General features: G+C 68.6%; 18 protein-coding genes. 11 read left to right on the plus strand and 7 right to left on the minus strand.

Translation table 11 applies throughout. The annotated features are described in order from the left end of the window. The 3 genes from GA0115259_RS13130 to mshD form a co-directional block, all read right to left on the minus strand. Window positions 1–633, minus strand: a 633-nt coding sequence (locus GA0115259_RS13130; protein WP_256097989.1) for a CHAD domain-containing protein, incomplete at its 3' end; no start/stop codon positions are given. Then, entirely contained in the window at window positions 620–2,845 is a 2,226-nt protein-coding gene (locus GA0115259_RS13135) for an RNA degradosome polyphosphate kinase (RefSeq protein ID WP_093595523.1), read from the minus strand. The genes GA0115259_RS13135 and GA0115259_RS13130, both read right to left, overlap by 14 nt. Window positions 2,846–3,239: 394 nt before the next feature. Further along, on the minus strand, window positions 3,240–4,160 hold the full coding sequence (gene mshD / locus GA0115259_RS13140; RefSeq protein WP_093595526.1) for a mycothiol synthase: 921 nt from the start codon (window positions 4,158–4,160) through the stop codon (window positions 3,240–3,242). Window positions 4,161–4,398: 238 nt separating this feature from the next. On the opposite strand from mshD, the gene GA0115259_RS13145 reads away from it, so the two are divergent. Next, a complete protein-coding gene (locus GA0115259_RS13145) occupies window positions 4,399–6,210 on the plus strand; it encodes a bifunctional metallophosphatase/5'-nucleotidase (RefSeq protein WP_093595529.1) in 1,812 nt (603 codons plus the stop codon). Window positions 6,211–6,456: 246 nt separating this feature from the next. Here GA0115259_RS13145 and GA0115259_RS41745 read toward each other — a convergent pair whose 3' ends face one another. Next, the gene (locus GA0115259_RS41745; RefSeq protein WP_237539965.1) at window positions 6,457–6,981 is read right to left on the minus strand and encodes a tetratricopeptide repeat protein; all 525 of its coding nucleotides are present in this window, start codon (window positions 6,979–6,981) and stop codon (window positions 6,457–6,459) included. Window positions 6,982–7,143: 162 nt separating this feature from the next. Continuing rightward, entirely contained in the window at window positions 7,144–7,734 is a 591-nt protein-coding gene (locus tag GA0115259_RS41750) for a hypothetical protein (RefSeq protein WP_237539966.1), read from the minus strand. Window positions 7,735–7,801: 67 nt separating this feature from the next. Here GA0115259_RS41750 and GA0115259_RS13155 point away from each other — a divergent pair, with 67 nt between their 5' ends. The 9 genes from GA0115259_RS13155 to hemC all read left to right on the plus strand — a co-directional run bounded on the left by GA0115259_RS13155 (window position 7,802) and on the right by hemC (window position 15,720). Then, window positions 7,802–8,212, plus strand: coding sequence for a hypothetical protein (locus GA0115259_RS13155; protein ID WP_093595532.1), 411 nt, complete (start codon window positions 7,802–7,804; stop codon window positions 8,210–8,212). Between the two features lie 444 nt (window positions 8,213–8,656). Further along, a complete protein-coding gene (locus GA0115259_RS13160) occupies window positions 8,657–8,923 on the plus strand; it encodes a hypothetical protein (protein WP_093595560.1) in 267 nt (88 codons plus the stop codon). After that, window positions 8,904–9,416, plus strand: coding sequence for a DUF6879 family protein (locus GA0115259_RS13165; protein ID WP_093595535.1), 513 nt, complete (start codon window positions 8,904–8,906; stop codon window positions 9,414–9,416). The genes GA0115259_RS13160 and GA0115259_RS13165 overlap by 20 nt, the downstream gene beginning before the upstream one ends. A gap of 26 nt (window positions 9,417–9,442) precedes the next feature. Further along, window positions 9,443–10,261 (plus strand): helix-turn-helix domain-containing protein, encoded by an 819-nt coding sequence (locus GA0115259_RS13170; protein WP_256097990.1) that lies wholly within the window; start codon window positions 9,443–9,445, stop codon window positions 10,259–10,261. 854 nt (window positions 10,262–11,115) lie between these two features. Further along, a complete protein-coding gene (gene tgmA, locus GA0115259_RS13180; RefSeq protein ID WP_093595541.1) occupies window positions 11,116–11,388 on the plus strand; it encodes a putative ATP-grasp-modified RiPP in 273 nt (90 codons plus the stop codon). Next, on the plus strand, window positions 11,388–12,350 hold the full coding sequence (gene tgmB, locus GA0115259_RS13185) for an ATP-grasp ribosomal peptide maturase (protein WP_093595545.1): 963 nt from the start codon (window positions 11,388–11,390) through the stop codon (window positions 12,348–12,350). The genes tgmA and tgmB overlap by 1 nt, the downstream gene beginning before the upstream one ends. Beyond that, complete coding sequence (gene tgmC / locus GA0115259_RS13190) at window positions 12,347–13,489, plus strand: ATP-grasp peptide maturase system methyltransferase (protein WP_093595548.1); 1,143 nt, start codon at window positions 12,347–12,349, stop codon at window positions 13,487–13,489. Before tgmB ends, tgmC begins: the two co-directional genes overlap by 4 nt. 305 nt (window positions 13,490–13,794) lie before the next feature. Continuing rightward, entirely contained in the window at window positions 13,795–14,682 is an 888-nt protein-coding gene (locus GA0115259_RS13195) for a phosphatidylinositol-specific phospholipase C (protein ID WP_093595551.1), read from the plus strand. Window positions 14,683–14,784: 102 nt separating this feature from the next. Beyond that, window positions 14,785–15,720: a hydroxymethylbilane synthase gene (gene hemC, locus GA0115259_RS13200; protein ID WP_093595554.1), complete on the plus strand. Its 936-nt coding sequence runs from the start codon at window positions 14,785–14,787 to the stop codon at window positions 15,718–15,720. 34 nt (window positions 15,721–15,754) lie between these two features. On the opposite strand, the gene GA0115259_RS13205 is transcribed toward hemC, so the two are convergent. Then, the gene (locus tag GA0115259_RS13205) at window positions 15,755–16,225 is read right to left on the minus strand and encodes a MarR family winged helix-turn-helix transcriptional regulator (protein ID WP_256097991.1); all 471 of its coding nucleotides are present in this window, start codon (window positions 16,223–16,225) and stop codon (window positions 15,755–15,757) included. Window positions 16,226–16,380: 155 nt separating this feature from the next. Here GA0115259_RS13205 and GA0115259_RS13210 point away from each other — a divergent pair, with 155 nt between their 5' ends. Continuing rightward, the gene (locus tag GA0115259_RS13210; RefSeq protein WP_237539967.1) at window positions 16,381–17,238 is read left to right on the plus strand and encodes an SDR family NAD(P)-dependent oxidoreductase; all 858 of its coding nucleotides are present in this window, start codon (window positions 16,381–16,383) and stop codon (window positions 17,236–17,238) included. 104 nt (window positions 17,239–17,342) lie between these two features. Here GA0115259_RS13210 and GA0115259_RS13215 read toward each other — a convergent pair whose 3' ends face one another. Then, window positions 17,343–19,319: a YncE family protein gene (locus GA0115259_RS13215; RefSeq protein WP_093595557.1), complete on the minus strand. Its 1,977-nt coding sequence runs from the start codon at window positions 19,317–19,319 to the stop codon at window positions 17,343–17,345. Window positions 19,320–19,556 lie beyond the last annotated feature (237 nt).

Here is a 19,556-nt window from a genome sequence, read left to right on the forward strand (position 1 = left end):
CACGGCGGGCGCCGCGGCCAGCGGCCCGAGCGGTACCTCCGAGGCCAGTACGGCCACCGCGTCCGCCACCGCGTGGAAGCGCGAGGAGCCGAGCGCCTGGAGCGCCGCCGAGTGGGCGCGCGTCCTGGCGAGAGTGAGCTGACGGTCCAGCAGCGCTCCCGCGCGCGACGCGCCGACCGTGAGCGTGCCCGGACCTGACGGCACGCCCTCGGGCTGGTCCTCCGTACGCGAGACCGACGAGACCGACACGGCCGCCGCCGATGACGCCGCCGTCGCGCCCGAGAGCCGGGCCAGCGCGCCGAGCAGCCGGTGCAGCCTGCTCGTACACGCGTGTTCCTGGGCCAGGGTGCCGGAGAGCCAGCCCAGTTCCGTACGGAGCTGATCGGCCCAGGCCGGATCGAGCAGCGGCCGGTATGTGTGCAGTCCGCCGCCGATCCTGCGCGCCGCGCCGCGCAGCGTACGGGCCGCGGCCTCGGCCGCCGCCGTGTCCGAGCCGCTCTCGCCGTACATCCGCAGCCCGCGCAGGAAGTCTCCCGCGCGCGCGTGCAGATATCCGGCCAGGACCTCGCCCGCCGTCAGGCGGTCGGTGTCGCCCGCGGTAAAGGGTTCGATGTCCACTTCATGGTGCTGCACGCCGGCGCCTCCGGGCGTCTATGAGCATTTCCTGTACGTTCCGCAGCGGCCGGCCGTCCTGGTCCGTGGCATGCCGGGTCCAGTTGCCGTCCGCGCCGAGGTGCCAGGAGGAGGTGTCGTCGGACATCCCGGTCTCCAGCAGCCGGGTGAGTGCCGCGCGGTGGGCCGGATCGGTGACCCGGACCAGTGCTTCGATACGCCGGTCGAGATTGCGGTGCATCATGTCCGCGCTGCCGAGCCAGACCTCCGGCTCCCCGCCGTTGCCGAAAGCGAAGATCCGGGAGTGCTCCAGGAAGCGGCCCAGGATCGAGCGCACCCGGATGTTCTCGGAGAGCCCGGCGACGCCGGGGCGCAGGGCACAGATGCCCCGGACCCAGACATCGACCGGAACGCCCGCCTGCGAGGCCCGGTAACAGGCGTCGATGATCGCTTCGTCGACCATCGAGTTGACCTTGAAGCGGACATACGCGGGCCGTCCCGCCCGGTGGTGCGCGACTTCCTTGTTGATCCGGGCGATCAGTCCGTCACGCAGCGACTTCGGAGCGACCAGCAGCCGGCGGTAGGTCTCCCGGCGCGAGTAGCCCGAGAGCCGGTTGAACAGGTCGGACAGATCCGCGCCGACCTGCGGGTCCGCGGTGAGCAGCCCGAGGTCCTCGTACAGCCGCGCCGTCTTCGGGTGGTAGTTGCCCGTGCCGACATGGCTGTACCGGCGCAGGGTGTCGCCCTCCTGCCGCACCACCAGCGAGAGCTTGCAGTGCGTCTTCAGCCCGACCAGGCCGTACACCACATGGCAGCCGGACTCCTCCAGCTTCCGCGCCCATTTGATGTTCGCCTGCTCGTCGAAGCGCGCCTTGATCTCGACCAGGACGAGGACCTGCTTGCCCGACTCGGCCGCGTCTATCAGCGCGTCCACGATCGGCGAGTCGCCGGAGGTCCGGTACAGCGTCTGCTTGATGGCCAGCACGTCCGGATCGGCCGCGGCCTGCTCCAGGAAGGCCTGGACGGAGGTCGAGAACGAGTCGTACGGGTGGTGCAGCAGCACGTCGCGTTCGCGCAGCGCGGCGAATATGTCCGGCGCGGAGGCGGACTCCACCTCGGCGAGATCGCGGTGCGTGCCCGCTATGAACTTGGGGTACTTCAGCTCGGGCCGGTCCAGCCGCGAGATCCCGAAGAGCGCCGTCAGATCCAGCGGTCCCGGCAGCGGATAGACCTCGGCGTCGGACACCTTCAGCTCGCGGACCAGCAGATCGAGGATGTACGGGTCGATCGACTCCTCGACCTCCAGCCGGACCGGCGGGCCGAAGCGGCGCCGCATCAGTTCCTTCTCCAGAGCCTTGAGGAGGTTCTCGGCGTCGTCCTCCTCCACCTCCAGGTCCTCGTTACGGGTCACCCGGAACATATGGTGCGCCAGCACCTCCATCCCGGGGAACAGCTCCTCCAGGTGTGCGGCGATCACATCCTCCAGCGGTACGTACCGCTGCGGCGAGGCCTCCAGGAAGCGGGAGAGCAGCGGCGGCACCTTGACGCGCGCGAAGTGGCGGTGCCCGCTGACGGGATTGCGGACGACCACGGCCAGATTGAGCGAGAGCCCGGAGATGTACGGGAAGGGATGCGCCGGGTCCACGGCCAGCGGTGTGAGGACCGGGAAGATCTGCTGTCGGAAAAGTGTGAACAGACGCGCCTGTTCCTTGTCGGTCAGCTCGGGCCAGCGGATGATGTGGATGCCCTCGTCGGCCAGGGCGGGCGCGACGTCCTGCTGGTAGCAGGCGGCGTGCCGGGCCATGAGCTCGCGCGAGCGGGTCCAGATCAGATCGAGGACCTCACGGGGCTGGAGGCCGGACGCGGAGCGGGTGGCGACGCCGGTCGCTATGCGCCGCTTGAGACCGGCCACCCTGACCATGAAGAACTCGTCCAGGTTGGACGCGAAGATGGCGAGGAAGTTGGCCCGTTCGAGCAGCGGAGTCGCGGGATCCTCGGCGAGCTCCAGGACGCGCTCGTTGAAGGCGAGCCAGCTGCGCTCACGGTCGAGGAACCGGCCGTGGGGCAGCTCGCCCTCCTGGTCGCCGTCCTCCTCGTACACATCGAGGTCGGAGTCCAGATCGGGTTCGAGGCCGGACGAGGCCGTGGCGACCGTGTGAGGGCGGTGGGCGGTGATGAAACCTACGGACGGCTGGGTCTGCTGTACCGGTACCTCGGCGGGCTGCTGGCTCATGTCCCCATTCTTCCGCGCAGAGGGGACGACCGGCGCGTCGGAGAGGGCAGGGGCGAGGCGGATCCTGCCGTTCGGTGTGGGGGGCAGAGCGGGCTGCATTGAGAGAGAGTCGCAAGACCGTCTGAATGGCCGGTAACGGTGACATGACGTGAAGGAAAGCGGGACGGGGCTCCCCGGGGGCTTTCCGAAGCGGATCGGGGGCGCGCCGGCGCGGTGGTGGCGTGGGCGCGCCGGAGTGCGCGCTGTTACGGGCCGTGCGTGCGCTGTTATGGGACGGCCCCGGCCGGTCGGGCGGGGCGGCCGGGACCGTCGGACGGGCTGACCGGGGCCGTCGGCCAGGGCTCCGGGACCGCCGGTCGGTGCTCCGGGACCCTCGGTGCTCCGGGACCCTCGGTCAGGACTCCGTGCGGTACATCAGGTCCACCTCGTGCGTACGGAAGCCGAGCCGCTCGTACACCGTCACCGCCGCCGCGTTGTCCGCGTCCACATACAGCATCGCGGTCGGCAGACCTTGCGCCGCGAGATGGCGCAGCCCGATGACGGTGAGCGCCTTGCCGAGACCGCCGCCCTGCGCGTCGGGCCTGATGCCGAGGACGTACACCTCACCGATCCGGTCCTCGGCGTGCACCTTGGTCCAGTGGAACCCGATCAGGTCGCCGCCGTGCTCGGCCAGGAAGAAGCCCTTCGGGTCGAACCACGGCTCGGCCATACGGTCCTCCAGGTCACGCTGGGTCAGCGCGCCCTGTTCCGGGTGGTGCGCGAAGGCCGCGGCGTTGAGCGCGAGCCAGGCGGCGTCGTCCTGTCCCGGTACGAACGTACGGATGGTGACTCCGGCGGGCAGCGCCGCCTCGGGAAGGCCCGGCGGGCCCAACGGGCGCCGCAGCTGGCGCAGTTCGCGGAAGAGCGTCAGCCCGAGCACCTGGGCGAGATGCCGGGCGGCCGACTTGCCGCCGTGCGCCCACACCCGAAGCCGCTTGCCGGACGCGCCCAGCAGCGCGGCGCCCAGCGCCCGGCCATGGCCCTGACCGCGGCAGCCGGGCCGTACGACCAGTTCGGCGGCCGGCGCCTCGACGGGATCGGTGTCCTCCAACTGCGCGTAGCCGACGAGTCCGCCCTCGACGCTGAGCAGGAAGTGCCGTACGCCCTCGCGGTGTCCACCGCGCAACTGGAGCCTGCCCTGCTCCGAGATGGCCTGTACGCCGTCCGAGGCGACCGCGTCGGCCAGCAGGTCGAGGACGTCCTCGGCCTGCTCCGTGGTCAGCGCGTCAAGTGTCTGGATCTGCCGGCCGGGCTCGCGGGCTGCTGCGTCAGTCATGGATCGAGAGTACGGCGACGGCGGCCCCGCAACGCAGATCCGCCCGTCCCCCGACAGCCTCTCCACCCGCAAAATCAACCAGTTCGTAACCCGGTACCCCCTGTCGCGCTACGCGCGTTGACTCTAGGCTGCCGACGCAGTCTTCACAGACTCCGGACTTTTCATGATTCTCAACACCCTCAAGAACCTGAATACCCTCAAAAATCTTCAGGCATACGTTCGATCCACAAGGGGACCGATGTCAGCGAGACCGCAGAAGAAGCGCGCGACACGGCGGGTACTCGCCGCTGCCGCGGGCCTGGCCACCGTCGGAGCGCTCGTCGCCGCGATGCCGGCCGTGGCGAGTCAGGACAGTGAGAAGAACAAGGGCCACCACAAGGACGACTTGGTCCAGGTGCAGCTTCTTTCCTTCAACGACCTGCACGGAAACCTGGAGCCGCCCGCGGGCTCGTCCGGGAACGTCAACGAGAAGCAGGCCGACGGTACGACCAAGGCGATTCCCGCCGGCGGTGTCGAGTACCTGGCGACCTCGCTGCGCAAGGCGCGCGAGGGCAACAAGTTCTCCATCACCGCGGCGGCCGGTGACATGGTCGGTGCCAGCCCGCTGCTGTCCGGCCTCTTCCACGACGAGCCCACCATCGAGGCGCTCAACAAGCTCGACCTCGATGTGACGGGCGTCGGCAACCACGAGTTCGACGAAGGCGCCGTCGAGCTGGCCCGTCTCCAGAAGGGCGGCTGTCACCCGACCGACGGCTGCTACGAGAAGGGCAAGAAGTTCAAGGGCGCCGACTTCCCGTACCTCGCGGCGAATGTGACGTCGGAGAAGACCGGCAAGCCGATCCTCGCGCCGTACGAGATCTGGAAGAGCCACGGCATCAAGATCGGCTTCATCGGTGTCACCCTGGAGGGCACGCCGAACATCGTGACCGCCGAGGGCGTCAAGGGACTCAAGTTCCACGACGAGATCGAGACGGTCAACAAGTACGCCAAGGAGCTGGAGAAGCAAGGCGTCAACTCGATCGTCGCGCTGATCCACGAGGGCGGCTCGCCGGCCTCTTCCGCGTACAACTACGACTGTGACAGCCCGGCGCCCGGCGGTGGTGTCTCCGGTCCGATCGTCGACATCGCCAAGGGCATCTCGCCGCAGGTCGACGCGCTGGTCACCGGCCACACGCACAACGCGTACGCCTGCACGATCCCGGACCCGGCCGGCAACCCGCGGCTGGTCACCTCGGCCGCGTCGTTCGGCAGGCTGTACACGGACACCACGCTCACCTACGACCGTCGTACCGACGACATCGTGCGCACGAGCGTGAAGTCGGCGAACCACATCGTCAGCCGTGACCAGCCCAAGGCCCAGGACATGACGGACCTGATCGCGCGCTGGAACAAGGTGGCCGCGCCGATCGCCAACACTCCGCAGGGCTACATCTCCGCGGACATCAACGGCCGCGGCTCCACGAGCCCGGAGTCCCCGCTCGGTGATCTGATCGCGGACGCCCAGCTCGCGGGCACAGCACCGGCCGACAAGGGCGGCGCGCAGCTCGCCTTCATGAACCCGGGCGGCATCAGGGCCGACCTGGTCTACAAGGCGTCGGCGGCCGAGGGCGACGGTGTCGTGACCTACGGCGAGGCCTTCACGGTCCAGCCGTTCACCAACATGATGAACGTCTTCGACCTGACGGGTGCGCAGATCGTCACCGCGCTCCAGCAGCAGGTCAGCGGTTCCAACGCGGCTTCTCCGAAGATCCTCCAGATCTCGAAGGGCCTCACCTACACGCTGGACATGACGAAGACGGGCGCGGACCGCATCGTCACCGACTCGGTGAAGCTGAACGGTGAGGCGATCGACCCGGCGAAGACCTACCGCGTCGCGATGAACGAGTTCCTCGGCGGCGGCGGCGACGGCTTCGCGGTGCTCGCCCAGGGCAAGAACAAGCTGGTCGGTCCCTCGGACCTGGACCTGCTGAACGCGTACCTGGCGGCGAACTCGTCGGCCCAGTCCCCGCTGGCCCCGCCGGCGGCGGACCGGATCACGATCATCCGGTAGTTCGCGGTACGGGCGGCCCCGCGGGGGGCTGACGCCATGAGGGCGGTGGGCTTCGGCTCACCGCCCTTTCGCATCGCGCCGCCAGGCCGGCGCGCCGTACCCGTTCCCCTCCCAAAGGCCCTACCACCCCGCCCTCCCGTGCTCACGCGGCCCGAACGGCCGGCGCGGTTGCGCTCGTCGCGGGTTCGGCTGCGTATCTGCGCTGGGTCGGGACGACGACCGAGCCGTGACGCGGACGTTGGTACGTCAGCCCCCTGCTCTGTCAAGTGCTTCGGCCACGGCCGGTACGGTGCGGTGGGCGCTGAGACCTTGAAGGACCGGCGCGATACGGCGCCGTGGGCGTACCGATGCCACCCCGGCTGAAAGCTCCAGCACCCGGTCGGCGGTCGTGGCGGCTTGTTCGATCTCCCCGGCCGCTAGGTACGAGTCGGCGAGCCAGGACAGGTAGAGGCTCTTGTCGCGGGCGTGCGTGTCGTCGTAGCGGGCCAGCACGTCCTCAAGGACGGGGATCGCGCGGAGCGGGCGGCGCAATTCGGTCCAGCACCGGGCGGTCATGATCTGGAGTCCGTTGCCGTCCCACGTCGCCCAGTCGGGTTCCGGGACCCCGCCCGCCTCACCGAGCACGGCTTCCGCGGTGTTCAGCGCGCGCTCGGTCTCGCTGACGTTCCCGGCGGCGGCGTACGCCCAGGCGAGCCGCCCGTAGAGCAGCGCCCGCACGCCGGCCGGGGCGCCGGGCCCCGCTGTGCGGCACGACTGGACAGCGGTCTCCACCCCGGCGGTGCGGCTGCTGCTGACCTTCAGGTAAGCGAGAAAGGCGAGCGCGTTTCCGGCGAGCGCGTCGTCGCCCGCCGCGACGGCGGCTTGACGGCTGGCCTCGTAGAGACCGCTCGCGTCAGCGTGCCTGCCCGCGTCGAACGCCGCCCATCCGGCCTGCTAGGCCTGCTCGGCCAGTACGGACAGGAGGGAACGACCGGTCTCCTCTGTGTAACTGCCATCACGGAGCAGCGCCTTGGTGGCCTGATACTCCCCGGCATAGACGCGGTACGTGTCGCCGCCGCCCAGGACGTCGTCAAGCCGACGCAGGCGCGCCGTACGCTTCCGCAGCCGGACGGGTATGTCCCGCCCGATCCGTGGTCCCGCTTCGAGCTGAACGAGTTCATGAAGCCCCACTGCCAGCCCCGCGCCGGCAGACGACCTGAAGAATTCTCTGCGCCGCACTGTGCTGCCTCCGTTTCGGAGCGTTCTGGTGATGTGTGCCGACGGTGCGGACGAACGAGCAACGGGGTCGCTCGTCTCCCAAGCCTGGGGAGCGAGGCCGAGCAGCGCTCCGGGGATGCGGAGCGCATCAGAAATCTTGGCGATCTTGTCAAAGGAAGTGATACTGCCCTGACCGCGAGCGAGCGTACCCACGCGCTCCGGCTTGATTTCGCATTCGGCAGCAATCTTTGAGTAGCTGATCCCGGCCTCGGACCGGGCAAGAAGAAAGACTGTGCCAAAGTCATGCGCCGCAATTGCGGCTCTCATCTCCGGGTGACGCAGAAGGCTGCCCGGCAGCGCCGGGCGGGTGCATTTTCTGCGGCAGCGGCGGGCGATGCGGAAGCTGCTGTGTCAGGTCTGCGGGGGCCCGTCGGACCGTACGCCCGAGGGGACGCTGTGGCTGGTGGGGGAGGACGCGGACGATCCGGGCCGGTGGAAGCCGGGTGATGTCACGACGCATCCGCCGCTGTGCGTGCCGTGTGCGGTGGCCTCGGTGGAGGCGTGTCCGCACCTGCGGAAGCAGTATCTGGCCCTGCGGGTACGGAGGTTCGCGCCGGCAGGGGTGCATGGGGCGCTGTACCGACCCGGCGGGCCAATCCCGGTGGCGTACGGCGCGGACGGCGTGCCGTTCGAGAGCTGGCAGATCAGATGGGTCCTGGCGGGCCAGCTGATCATGGAATTCCATGAGTTCACGGTGGTCGACCTGGACACGGAACACGCCGCGTACCTTGCCAACGGCCGTTAGGACCTGTCCGGCAGATCTTGTCGCGGTGGCGGGGTCCGGCACGCAGGCTCTCGCCGCCCGTATCGACCGAGACGTCGTAGCCCGGCCCACGCGGGGACGCCCACCCCGATGGCTTTGACGTCCTGGTCTGATGGCGCTTCGGCCGAAGCACAGTTGCGGGCCGCCGAGGAAGCCGAGGCGGTCCGCTGTAAGGAGCGGGACACGCAATACTGCCGACAGTTCGTCAAGACTTGGCGAGAGCGCGCTGACGAGGCGATGCACTCCGGAGACGACGCCCATGCCCGCTTTCTGGAACTGATTTCGGCTGAGCCGTGGTTCATCGTCTATACGGAGTACCGGGCGGCCCGGTACAAGCGAAGCCACGTCCAGAGCCGCTTGACGGCGCGGGCCGGGTGGGTGACGCTCAAGCAATCTGCTGCAATCGGATCGACACAGGGAGAGGTCATGCGCTTGCGTTTCCTGGGGATCATTCCGAACACCGGCAAGGACGACTCGCCCACCATCTGGCTGGACGAGGACAGCGGAGACCTGCTGATCCAGTCCTACCGGGCCACCGAGGAGGAGGTGAAGGCATGCCAGGAGATCGGTTCGATCCCCGGCCAGGGGACGGACGTCCCGGACCATGAAGCGATCATTCGGTTGCCGAAGGCCATGATCCAGTACATCCCTCGACCGGATGGAGGCATCGCCGATGAAGCCTCCGGCGCGTGAGCCGTTGTCCCGTGCGCGACGAACCGCCATCCATCTAGAGGTTCGGGATCAGTACGCGAGCACTGATCCCGACTTCCTCGAATGGCGCGAGGGCCGCACGTTCACGCCGGACAACCGTGCGGACTGGTGGGAAGGCTGGCACGACGCGGTACAGGCTGCTGTTTCGCGTGGAGTCGCGGTTCGTCGTGCCCGCGTGGTCTCCGAACCTCTGACCGAGTACGTTCGGTGGGAATATGACTATGCAGTGACCAATATCGCCGCCGGTGAGGATGTTCGTTGGCTTCCGCGACGCCAAGCCAAAGACCTCGCGGTGCCCGCTGTGGATTTCTGGCTATTCGACGGTGAGTTGGTGCTTTTCCATCACTTCAGCGGCGACGGCGTTCTGACGGAACGCGAGTACGTTAACGACGCAAACCTGGCTGCGTGGTGCAGTGCTGCATTCGATTCCGTCTGGGAGCGGGCCACGCCTCACGAGGAGTACAAGCCGGTCTAGTGCAATCAGCATCATCCAGCGTCCAAGTGGCCCGGCAAGCCTTGGCCAACCGTCTACGCGATTTGGTCAAGGATGCCGGACTGGACGGAAAGGATCTCGCGGCCCTGTGCGGCTGGCACCCTTCAAAGGTTTCTCGGATCTCAACAGCGAAGACGCAACCGAGTGAGGACGATATTCGGTCGTGGTGCCAGGCGTGCGGTGCCGAGGATCAGACAGGCGACTTGATCGCCTCGCTTCGGGCCACAGAGGGTACCTGGCTGACGTGGCGTCGGTTGGAGCGCGCGGGACTCAAACGGTCCCAAGAGGAACGGCTGCCGCTGTACCAGCGCACACGACGTTTCCGCTCGTACAGCGTGTGGGCACTTCCCGGACTCCTTCAGACCTATCAGTACACCGAGGACGTGCTTCGGACGATTCAGCAACAGCGGGTGCCAATGGATGATGTGGCCGACGCGGTGGCGGCCCGTATGGAGAGACAGCGAGTGCTGCGTGAGGGGCAGCGGGTGTTCGCTTTCCTGATCGAAGAACCTGTTCTTAGAAACACACTCAGTACGGGGGCAGCACAGGAAGAACAGCTGGAGCATCTACTCACCGTAAGTGCCTTGCCCAATGTCAGTCTCGGCGTCATTCCTGTCGGTCAGCGACGCCCTCAACTTCCGGTTGAGAACTTTTGGATCTATGACAACGGGCAAGTCAACGTGGAGTTGGTGTCGGGTTACTTGACGCTGACTCAGCCCAGCGAGGTCAAGGCATATTCGGATACCTACACCAAGCTCGCCGACATGGCTGTCTACGGTGCGCGGGCGCGTGCCTTGATCTACAAGGCGCGAGACTCGCTTGTCTGACTCGTGTGCAATCACGTGCAATCGGCTGTGAGGTGAGGCCCTGACGTTCCTAGCGTTGTCGTGATCCAGACGACGTGAAGGGGTCGGCATGAGCGAGCGGCAAACCTGCCCGAGTGCACCAGTGGTCCTGCCGCTGAGGCTGGATGCCGAACCGAAGCCGGTACCGGGCTGTGCGCACTGTGACAACATCGCCATGGAGCACGACCGGGCGCGGGCGAACGGAGAAGCGAGCAAGCGCCGTGACTGCAACGTCCGATTGCGGCGGCACCTCTCGGCGGACCACCGGTGAGCACCCCGTTCGGCCGCAGAGGCGTTGTACGCCGCTCCTCCCGCCCCCGGAGTCGGTCAGCAGAGACCCCACGGGCCGTACCCGGACGCTCCGGCCGACTGGTGGGGCCAGTACGGCGGGGCGGTCAGCGCTACCGGCGTGGTCTGCCCTCCGGGTCCGACGCACCCAGAAACGCCCGTCACGGCGACTGCCTCAAGTGCGCACCGCTGCGGGGGAACCCGTGAAGCGCGTACGCCGGTTCGGACAGTCCGTGTTCGTCTTCACCGTCGCTTCGTCGGCCACAGCGACACCCGCACCGGCCGCTACCGGCCGCCCCTGAACCCCGTCCCCCCTCGCGGTGCCGCATCGCTCCCCCGTGCTGATTGCACAGGCCCCGAGGGGGCGGGCTCCAACTCCCACCCCGGTGACTCCTCAATGGACGGTGAGCCACCGGGGTGGGCCAAGACCCCTCCCCGGTGGTGGAAACCCTGGACAGGCCGATTCGATCGGGGTGGGGCCGACAACTTGGCTTCATGGCCGAGGAGTTGAACTTTCGACGCCATCAGGAGACGGAGGTACAGCACAGATGACGCAGACGCCCGCACCGTGGGGCACGCAACGAATGGGGCCGTACGCGGCCACCACCACGGTGCCGCAGTACACGCCCGTGATCGACCCCGAAACGCAGATCGCTGTCCTCGTGGACGAGCAAGGCCGGACGGTCGAGCTGGGTAACCACGGCACCAGCACGAGCGGACTGACGCCCACCACGACCACCCCCGGTGACGGGTCCGGTCCGGGCGGCGCGAGCGACGCGGACACCACCGAGTCGTACGACCAGGACCAGAGTTCCGGCTGATGACTGACAGCAGGTCGGTACTGGTGCTGACCAACCCCTACGACGTGACGGCGGACATGGTGCTGCGGCTTCTCGCCGAGCGCCGGGTTCCCGTGGTCCGTCTCGACCCCGGTACCGACCTGCACACGGGTGCCTCGCTGACCGCCACGTACCGTACGGGCAACCAGCGGGGCACCCTGCGCACGGCAAGCCGGGTACTCGACACCACGCGGATTCGGTCCGTCTGGGTGCGCAGGCCCTCGCCCTACGAGGGGCCGCAGGGGCTGAGCGACCAGGACCGCCGGTTCGCCGCAGAACAAGCGCTGTGGGGCACGGGGGGCGTCCTCGCGTCACTGCCGGGCGCGCGCTACGTCAATCATCCGTGGAACAACCGAGCTGCCGAGTTCAAGCCCGCACAGCTCTCGACCGCGCAACGCTGCGGGTTCCGGATGCCCAGTACGGTGATCACCAACGACCCGCACGAGGCACGGACGTTCGCCGCCCGCCAGCCCGCCGGAGTGGTCTACAAGCCAGTGTGGAACACGCCCTACCGTGTGGACGGCCAGCCACACAGCGTGTGGGTCCGGGAGGTGCACGGGGCCGAGATCACCGACGCCGTGTCCGTGTGTCCGCACATGTTCCAAGCCAAGGTTGACAAGGCGTTCGATGTGCGGGTAACCGCCGTGGGCGACCGGCTGTTCGGGGTCCGGATCGACAGCCCCGATCTCGACTGGCGGCGGCGTCAGGACTTGATGACGTGCACACCGATGGAGGTGCCCGAGTCGGTTGCGCATGCGGTCATTGCCTACCTCGCCGAACTCCGTTTGCTATACGGCGCGTTCGACTTCGTGGTCACCGCCGCAGGCGACTGGTACTTCCTTGAGTGCAACCCGAACGGCCAATGGGCGTGGCAGCCGGCGGAGACCGCTGCAGCAATCGCCCATGCTCTTACCGACCAACTGGAGAAAGGCCCCGACACGTGAGCACATCGGCTCAGCTCCGCGACACTTTGACGGACAGACTCACCGAGGAGGGCACCCTGACGGAGCCCGAGTGGCGCGACGCCGCCAGGGCGGTTCCCCGCGAGCTGTTCACGGGGTCCTACTTCAGGCCAGTGCCGGGAAGTGTTCCGACCAGCTACCGACCAGTCCGGGACGGCGAGCCCGGATGGCTGGAGGGTGTCTACTCCGACGAAACGCTGATCACCCAACTGGACGGCCGGATCAGGCCCGATGACGTGACCGAGGGAGCCGTGACCGGCTCCCCGTCGTCGTCGTCCACCCTGCCGTCGCTGGTACTGCGCATGTGGCGGCAGCTCGATGCCCGGACCGGGCACCGGGTGCTGGAGATCGGCACCGGAACCGGGTACTCGACCGCCCTTGGCGCGCACCGTCTCGGAGACGCCAACCTGACCAGCATCGAGTACGACCCGGTGGTAGGCGGGGCTGCTGCTGCGGCGCTCAAGGCGGCTGGTTTCGCGCCCAGGCTGATCATCGGTGACGGGCTGCGTGGCGACCCGGACGGGGGACGGTACGACCGGCTGATCGCCACGTGTTCGGTCCGGTACATCCCGCTGCCGTGGCTGCGCCAGGTGAGGCCGGGCGGAAAGATCCTGGTCACCCTCTCCGGGTGGAGCTACGCCAACGCCCTCGCGCTGCTCGACGTGACCGGTCCCGGGGAGGCCACGGGCCGGTTCCTGCCCGGCTACACCAGCTTCATGATCGCCCGGCCGCACGACCGCCCGCCCCGCCCGACGCTGGCCCTGCTGCCCGGGGACGAGCGACCGAGCCAGATCGACCCCGCCAAGCTTGACGGCTGGACCGGCGGTTGGGTCGCGCAGCTCGCGGCGCCCTCGGCCGAACGCATGGGGGCGGGAGCGGAACAGATCTTCTGGGACGTGTCCACCGGTTCGCAGGCCCGGACGGCCCTCAACTCCAAGGGCGGGTGGACCGTCGTACAGCGCGGTCCCGTACGTCTGTGGGATCGGGTCGAGCGGGCCGTGCAGCACTGGCAGGCCGCTGGCGAACCTCACCAGGAGAGATTCGGCATCACGGTGTCGGCCGCCGGTCAGCGAGTGTGGATCGGCACCGAGGACGGGCCAGGTTGGGACCTTCCAATCTGACGCACAGTGATCCCGCCCAAGGGGCGTGGGCGGTCTGTACGAACAGCAGCAGCATCAGGCTCGGCATCATCGTGCTGCCGAGCCCCACGGACGGATAGCGGATCGCCTTCCGCGGTCACGCCCTGGAGCGTGAGCGGATCAGGGGCGGTGGGCTCCGGCTTGCCATCCTTTGTGCGGTGCTCCGACTCGTCCGCCGCTCCGATCCGTTCCTTCCGCCGCCGTTCATTCCGCCCCTGTTCCGCGTGTGACGTGTACCGGACATAATCCGAGGGCTGACCCCCCACAGCAGACGGAGGCACCCTCGTATGAGCACACATACCGGTACGCGCCGCGGCTTTCTGGCCGGCGCGCTCGCTGTGTCCGCCACCGCCCTCATCGGCGCCGCGCCCGCCGTCGCCGCATCGCGACAGGCGCTCGCGCCACAGGACTGGATGGGCGGCTTCGGTGACGCCACGCCCGTACAGCGGCTGACGATTCCCGGTACGCACAACTCCGGAGCGCAGGTCGGCGGATTGTGGGTGGCGTGCCAGAACACCACCATCGCCGCGCAGTTGAACAGCGGCATCCGCTTCCTGGACGTACGCTGCCGTGCCTTCGACAACGCGTTCAGCATCCACCACGCCGCGTTCTACCAGAACCTCAACTTCGACGATGTGCTCGGCGCCTGCCGGGACTTCCTGCGCGACCATCCCTCCGAGACCGTGCTGATGCGGCTCAAGCAGGAGTACTCCGAGGAGAGCGACGCCGAGTTCCGGCGGATCTTCGACACCTATCTCGACGGCAAGGGCTGGCGCTCCCTCTTCCGGCTCGACGGCGGTCTGCCCACGCTCGGCGAGGCGCGCGGCCGGGTCGTACTGCTTGCGGTCAACGGCGGGCTGCCCGGTGTGCGGTACGGCGACGGCGGGCTGTTCGACATCCAGGACGACTACCAGGCCGAGCCCTTCGCCAAGTACCCCAAGATCGAGGCCCACTTCCGCAAGGCCGTCCAGCAGCCCGGCAAGCTGTTCGTCAACTACGTCAGCACGGCGGCCCTGTTGCCGCCGCGCTGGAACTCCGACCGGCTCAATCCGCAGGTACATACATTCCTCGACGGCGCGGAGGCGACCGGCTGGCGCGGGCTCGGGATCGTACCGCTGGACTTTCCCGCGACCCGCTCCGGCCTGGTGGAATCCCTGATCCGGCACAACGGCTGACCGCCTAGGCGTCCACGTACGGTTTCGTCGGCCCGCGCCGTCTCTCCGGCGGCCGGGCGGGCGGGCCGCGTGGGCGCGGACGCGACGGTCTATCGTGGGCGCATGTCCGTGCCTGAGCTGATCCGTATCGTCTCCCGCGACTCGCCCATGGCCCTCGCCCAGGTGGCGCGCGTCCGCACCGAGCTGGCCGCGCTCCACCCGGGCATCGCGACCGAGGTCATCCCGGTGAAGACCACCGGCGACAAGTGGATGGGCGACCTGAGCGAGGTCGAGGGCAAGGGCGCCTTCACCAAAGAGGTCGACGCCGCGCTGCTCTCCGGCGAGGCGGACCTCGCCGTCCACTGCGTCAAGGACATCCCCGCGGACCGCCCACTGCCCGCGGGTACGACCTTCGCGGCCTTCCTCAAGCGCGACGACATCCGCGACGCCCTTGTCCACCCGGGCGGTCTCACACTCGGCGAACTCCCGGCCGGCACCCGGATCGGCACCTCCTCGGTGCGCCGTGTCGCCCAGCTCGCCGCCGCGCATCCGCATCTGGAGTGCGTCCCGTTCCGCGGCAACGCCAACCGCCGGCTGGAGAAGCTCGCCGCGGGCGAGGCGGACGCCATCCTCCTGGCCGTCTCGGGCCTCGAACGCATCGGCCGCGCGGATGTGATCACCGAGATCCTCTCGCCCGAGACGATGTGCCCGCCGATCGGCGCGGGCGTCCTCGCTCTCCAGTGCCGCGAGGACGACACCGTCCTGATAGACACCGTCAGCGGCCTCGGGGATCCCGGCACCTACCGCGAGACGACGGCGGAACGGATGTTCCTCCATGTCCTCCAGGGCCACTGCAATTCGCCGATCGCCGGATACGCCCAGGCCCAGCGCAATGGTGACCTCTCGCTGCGCGCCTGTGTCTTCACGCCCGACGGCAAGACCGTACTCAACGCCCACGAGTGGGCGGGCCCGCTCGATCCGGCGACTCTGGGCACGTCCGTGGCCGTCTCGCTGCTGCGGCAGGGAGCGCGCGAGCTGATCGACAGCATCGCGCACTGACCGACGGGACCGTGCGCTGGGCGCGGATCGCGTGCTAGGCGCGATCCGGCTCGGCGGGTACGTCGTGGGTCGTGACGGCGGTGGCGGCTGCCTCGACGGCGTCGAGCAACGCGTCCAGATCGGCCCGCTGATCAGGCCCGAGGGCCCCGAAGACCTGCCGCAGTATGTCCTCACCGGCGGCCGTTCCGGCGGCCAGCGCCGCCCTGCCCTCGGGCGTGAGGACGACGACCTTGCAGCGGCGGTCTCCGGGGTCCGAGGTCCGCTCGACCAGCCCGTCCCGCTCCAGCGCGTCCACGGCCTGGGTGACCGACCGGGCCGCGTAGCCCAGCTCCGCGGCCAGTGCCGCCTGCCGCAGCGCGCCATGACCCCCGAGCACCATCAGGACCTTGGTACGGGCCAGCGACGGACCGGCGCCGCTCATGTGCTCATCGACGATTCTGCGCACCTGGTTCGCCAGGGAGAGATACCGCAGGCCGATCTGTTCCGGCCCGGAACCGCTGCTCACAGGATCGCTCCTCCATGTCAGAGAGTTTGCCGGAGAGTTTGTGAGGTACCTCAGTGATGGTACGTTGCGCAGAAATGATGAGGTACCTCATGATCTGCGAGCGGAGCCCTCCGATGCACGACCGACCCGACCGACCCGACCGACCCGTCATCGTCATGACCGGCGCCACGAACGGCATCGGCAGACTGGCCGCCCTCGACCTGGCCCGCCGTGGTGCCCGGCTGGGGATCGTCGCCCGCAGCCGGACCAAGGCCGACGCACTGCGCCGCGAGATCGAGGAAGCCGCCCCTGGTACACCGGTTGATCTCTTCCTCGCCGATCTGTCGCTGCTGAGGGAGGTCCGCAGGGCAGGGCAGGAGATCGCCGCCCGCTGTCCGCGGATCGACGTACTGATCAACAACGCCGGGCTGCACGCCTTCTCACAACGGATCACCGGTGAGGGCCTCGCCGAGATGACCGCGGTGAATTACCTCGCGCCCTGGGTCCTCACCGACGCCCTGCGCGACACCCTCGTGTCCTCGGCGCCCGCCAGGATCGTCACCGTCGCCTCCGAGGCGTCCCGGCACTCGGGCGGCATCATTCCGGCACGCGACCTCACTCTCACCGACGACTACACCCGTCGTGAGTCGTCGCGGCTGTACGGGCGGACGAAGCTGATGGACATCATGTTCAGCCAGGAACTCGCCCGTCGGCTGGCCGGTACCGGTGTCACGGCCAACTGCTGCGACCCCGGCTTCAACACCACCGGCCTCGGGCGTGAACTGCCCTTCTCCGGGACGCTGGAGAAGGCTCTGAACCGGCTCGGGGCCGGCGACCCCCGTCGCGGAGCCGGCATCGTCGTACGGCTTGCCACCGACCCCGCGTACGCCGGCGCGACCGGCGGCTACTTCTCCGTACGGAACGGTGACCCCCTGGAGTGCCCGGAACCCGGCCGTGACGCGGGTGTCCAGCGCGAACTCTGGGAGAGCACGGCCGCGCTTCTGGGGACCGGTGATCTTCTCGGGGACCGATGATTTCGGGCCACGGTGGGGGTCTCCCTTCAGGCGCGTAACGCCCGTGAGGCCGGGTCCCGTATGCGGGACCCGGCCTCAGGAACTGGCGGCTGGCGTCGAAAGGCTTACTTCGTGAAGTACATGTACTTCCACGCACCGTGCGTGGTCGAGTTCACGGTGTCGCCCGAGGACGCGTTGATGTACGAGGAGCGCATACGGGCGCGGATCCCGGCCTCGCCGGGCGCTCCGAGCTGGACCGCCGACTTCCCGTTGGTGGCCAGGGCGAAGTACTCGGAGCCCGAGTCGTACCACGTGCCCTGGTAGTAGACCTGGAGCTGGAAGCGCTGCGACCGGCCCTTGTAGTACGTCATCGACGTCGTCAGGAGCGGATCGGTGTTCTTGTGGAACCAGTAGTACGACGTGGAGCCGATCTTGCCCGTCTTGTAGTGCCTGGAGACGGCCGTGGAGACCTTCACCTTGGCGAACGCGCTCGACTTCACCGTCTTGGGACCCGAGCGGGTGTCGCCCGCGTAGACGGCGGTGACCGAGGTGTCGCGGGTCATGTCCACGGTGGCGGACAGATTGCCCTTGGAGTTGACCTTGCCCCTCTTCAGCAGCTTCTTGGGCTTGTCGCTGCCGGCCGGGTCGGCCCAGATCTCGACGACGCGGTTCGAGAACGTCTTGCCGAGGTGGGCGGTGAAGGAGACATCGGCGCCGTACGAGTAGACGGCGCCGTTGTGGTTGAGGGAGAGGGCGGTGGCCGTACGCGAGACGGCGACCGTGTCCTTGCCCGACGCGGGCGCGTGCGTGGCGTCGCCCGCGTACTGCGCGGTGTAGACGACACTGCCGCCCGCGGGCGGTGCGTCGGTGAAGGAGAACGTGCCGGCGGAAGTGACCGTCTTCGTACCGAGCGACCGGCCCTTGGGCGAGGCGATGTCGGTGCGTACGACGGTGACCTTCGTGCCCGCCGGGAACGCCTTGGCGGAGGCCAGCTTGCCGGTGACGGTGATCTTCTTGGCGCGCGTGGCCTTCGAGGGCGCGGCGACGCTCACCGCCGACGGGTAGCGGGCGGCGTTCTCCAGGACGCGCAGATAGTGCTTGCTGTACCCGGAGGCGACGGCGAACAGCCTGCTGCTGTCCGGGGTCCAGGCCAGTCCCTGGTTGGCGATGAGGTCGCCGCCGGTCGCGGTCTGGGCGTATGTGTAGGTGCGGTACGGCTTCGTCGTACCGGGCTTGAAGACGAAGACGTCCTTGTCGTACGGGGAGTACGTGGACAGGGCGACCGTGCCGTCCGGAGCGATCGCGGCGGAGGTGGGGTTGCCGGCCTCGGTGAGGTAGCCGCCGGTACGGGTGAGGTCCTCGGCGTTGATCGCGGTGGCCGCGTACGGGGACTCGCCCGACGCGGCGACGATCTTCTTGCCGTCCGTGCTGAGCGCGAAGTCGTTCATGTAGTTCGCGGCCTCGGCCGGCATTCCCTCCTTACGGAGGACGGGGGCGCCGGTGGACACGTCGTACACGGCCAGGCCCGACCAGGTGCCGTGGGTGCCGAGCACCAGGGTGTTCCCGGCGGACTCCAGCTCGGGGGCCTCCTGCCACCACCCGTCGGGAAGCTGGTCGAGAACGACCTCGGGGGTGCTCGCGGCCGGATCGAACGAGCCCAGGTGGTGCGTGGGCTCCTGCCCCTTGTACATGAACCACACCCGGCCGCCGGCCACGGCGAGCGTCCGCGGATCGGCGTTCTCGCCGATCGCGTACCGGGTCGCCTCGGTCGCGGTGGCGGTCGCGATGGCCACGACGCTGTCGTCGCCCGGGACGGCCGCGTAGACGGTGGTGGAGTCGGGCGTGATCGCCAGATCCCGTACGCCGGGGAGACCGGTGACAGTCGTGACGAGCTTGCCCGCGTAGTCGGTGACGACGACCTTGTTGCCGCTCGGGTCGCTGATGTAGACCCGCTTGTGGACACCGTCCACGGCGAGATCGCCGTACGAGTTGATCGGCAGGGCCGTGGCGGAGTCGGCGGTGGCCGAGCCCGCGGTGCCGACGGCGAGCGCCGACGAGCTGATGAGGACCGCCAGCGCGGTCGACAGGGTGCGCGTACGCACGTTGATTCGTACCCCCACAAAGAGACCCGGTGGATGGGCCGGGTGCTGAGTTGGGCCGCGCGGCTTCCGAACACCGTTGATGAGAAACGCTGATGAGCCGATGAGGAGATGAGAACGGTACGCGGGGCGCGGCCACTACTGTGCGCAGCGTATGCCACGGCTGTGACAGTGAGGCAAATGAATTGTTGGGGCGGGCGCGGGCGCGGGCGCGGGCGCGGGGGAGGGGGAGGGGGAGGG

Source organism: Streptomyces sp. MnatMP-M17 (assembly GCF_900091995.1).
Taxonomy (GTDB): Bacteria; Actinomycetota; Actinomycetes; order Streptomycetales; family Streptomycetaceae; genus Streptomyces.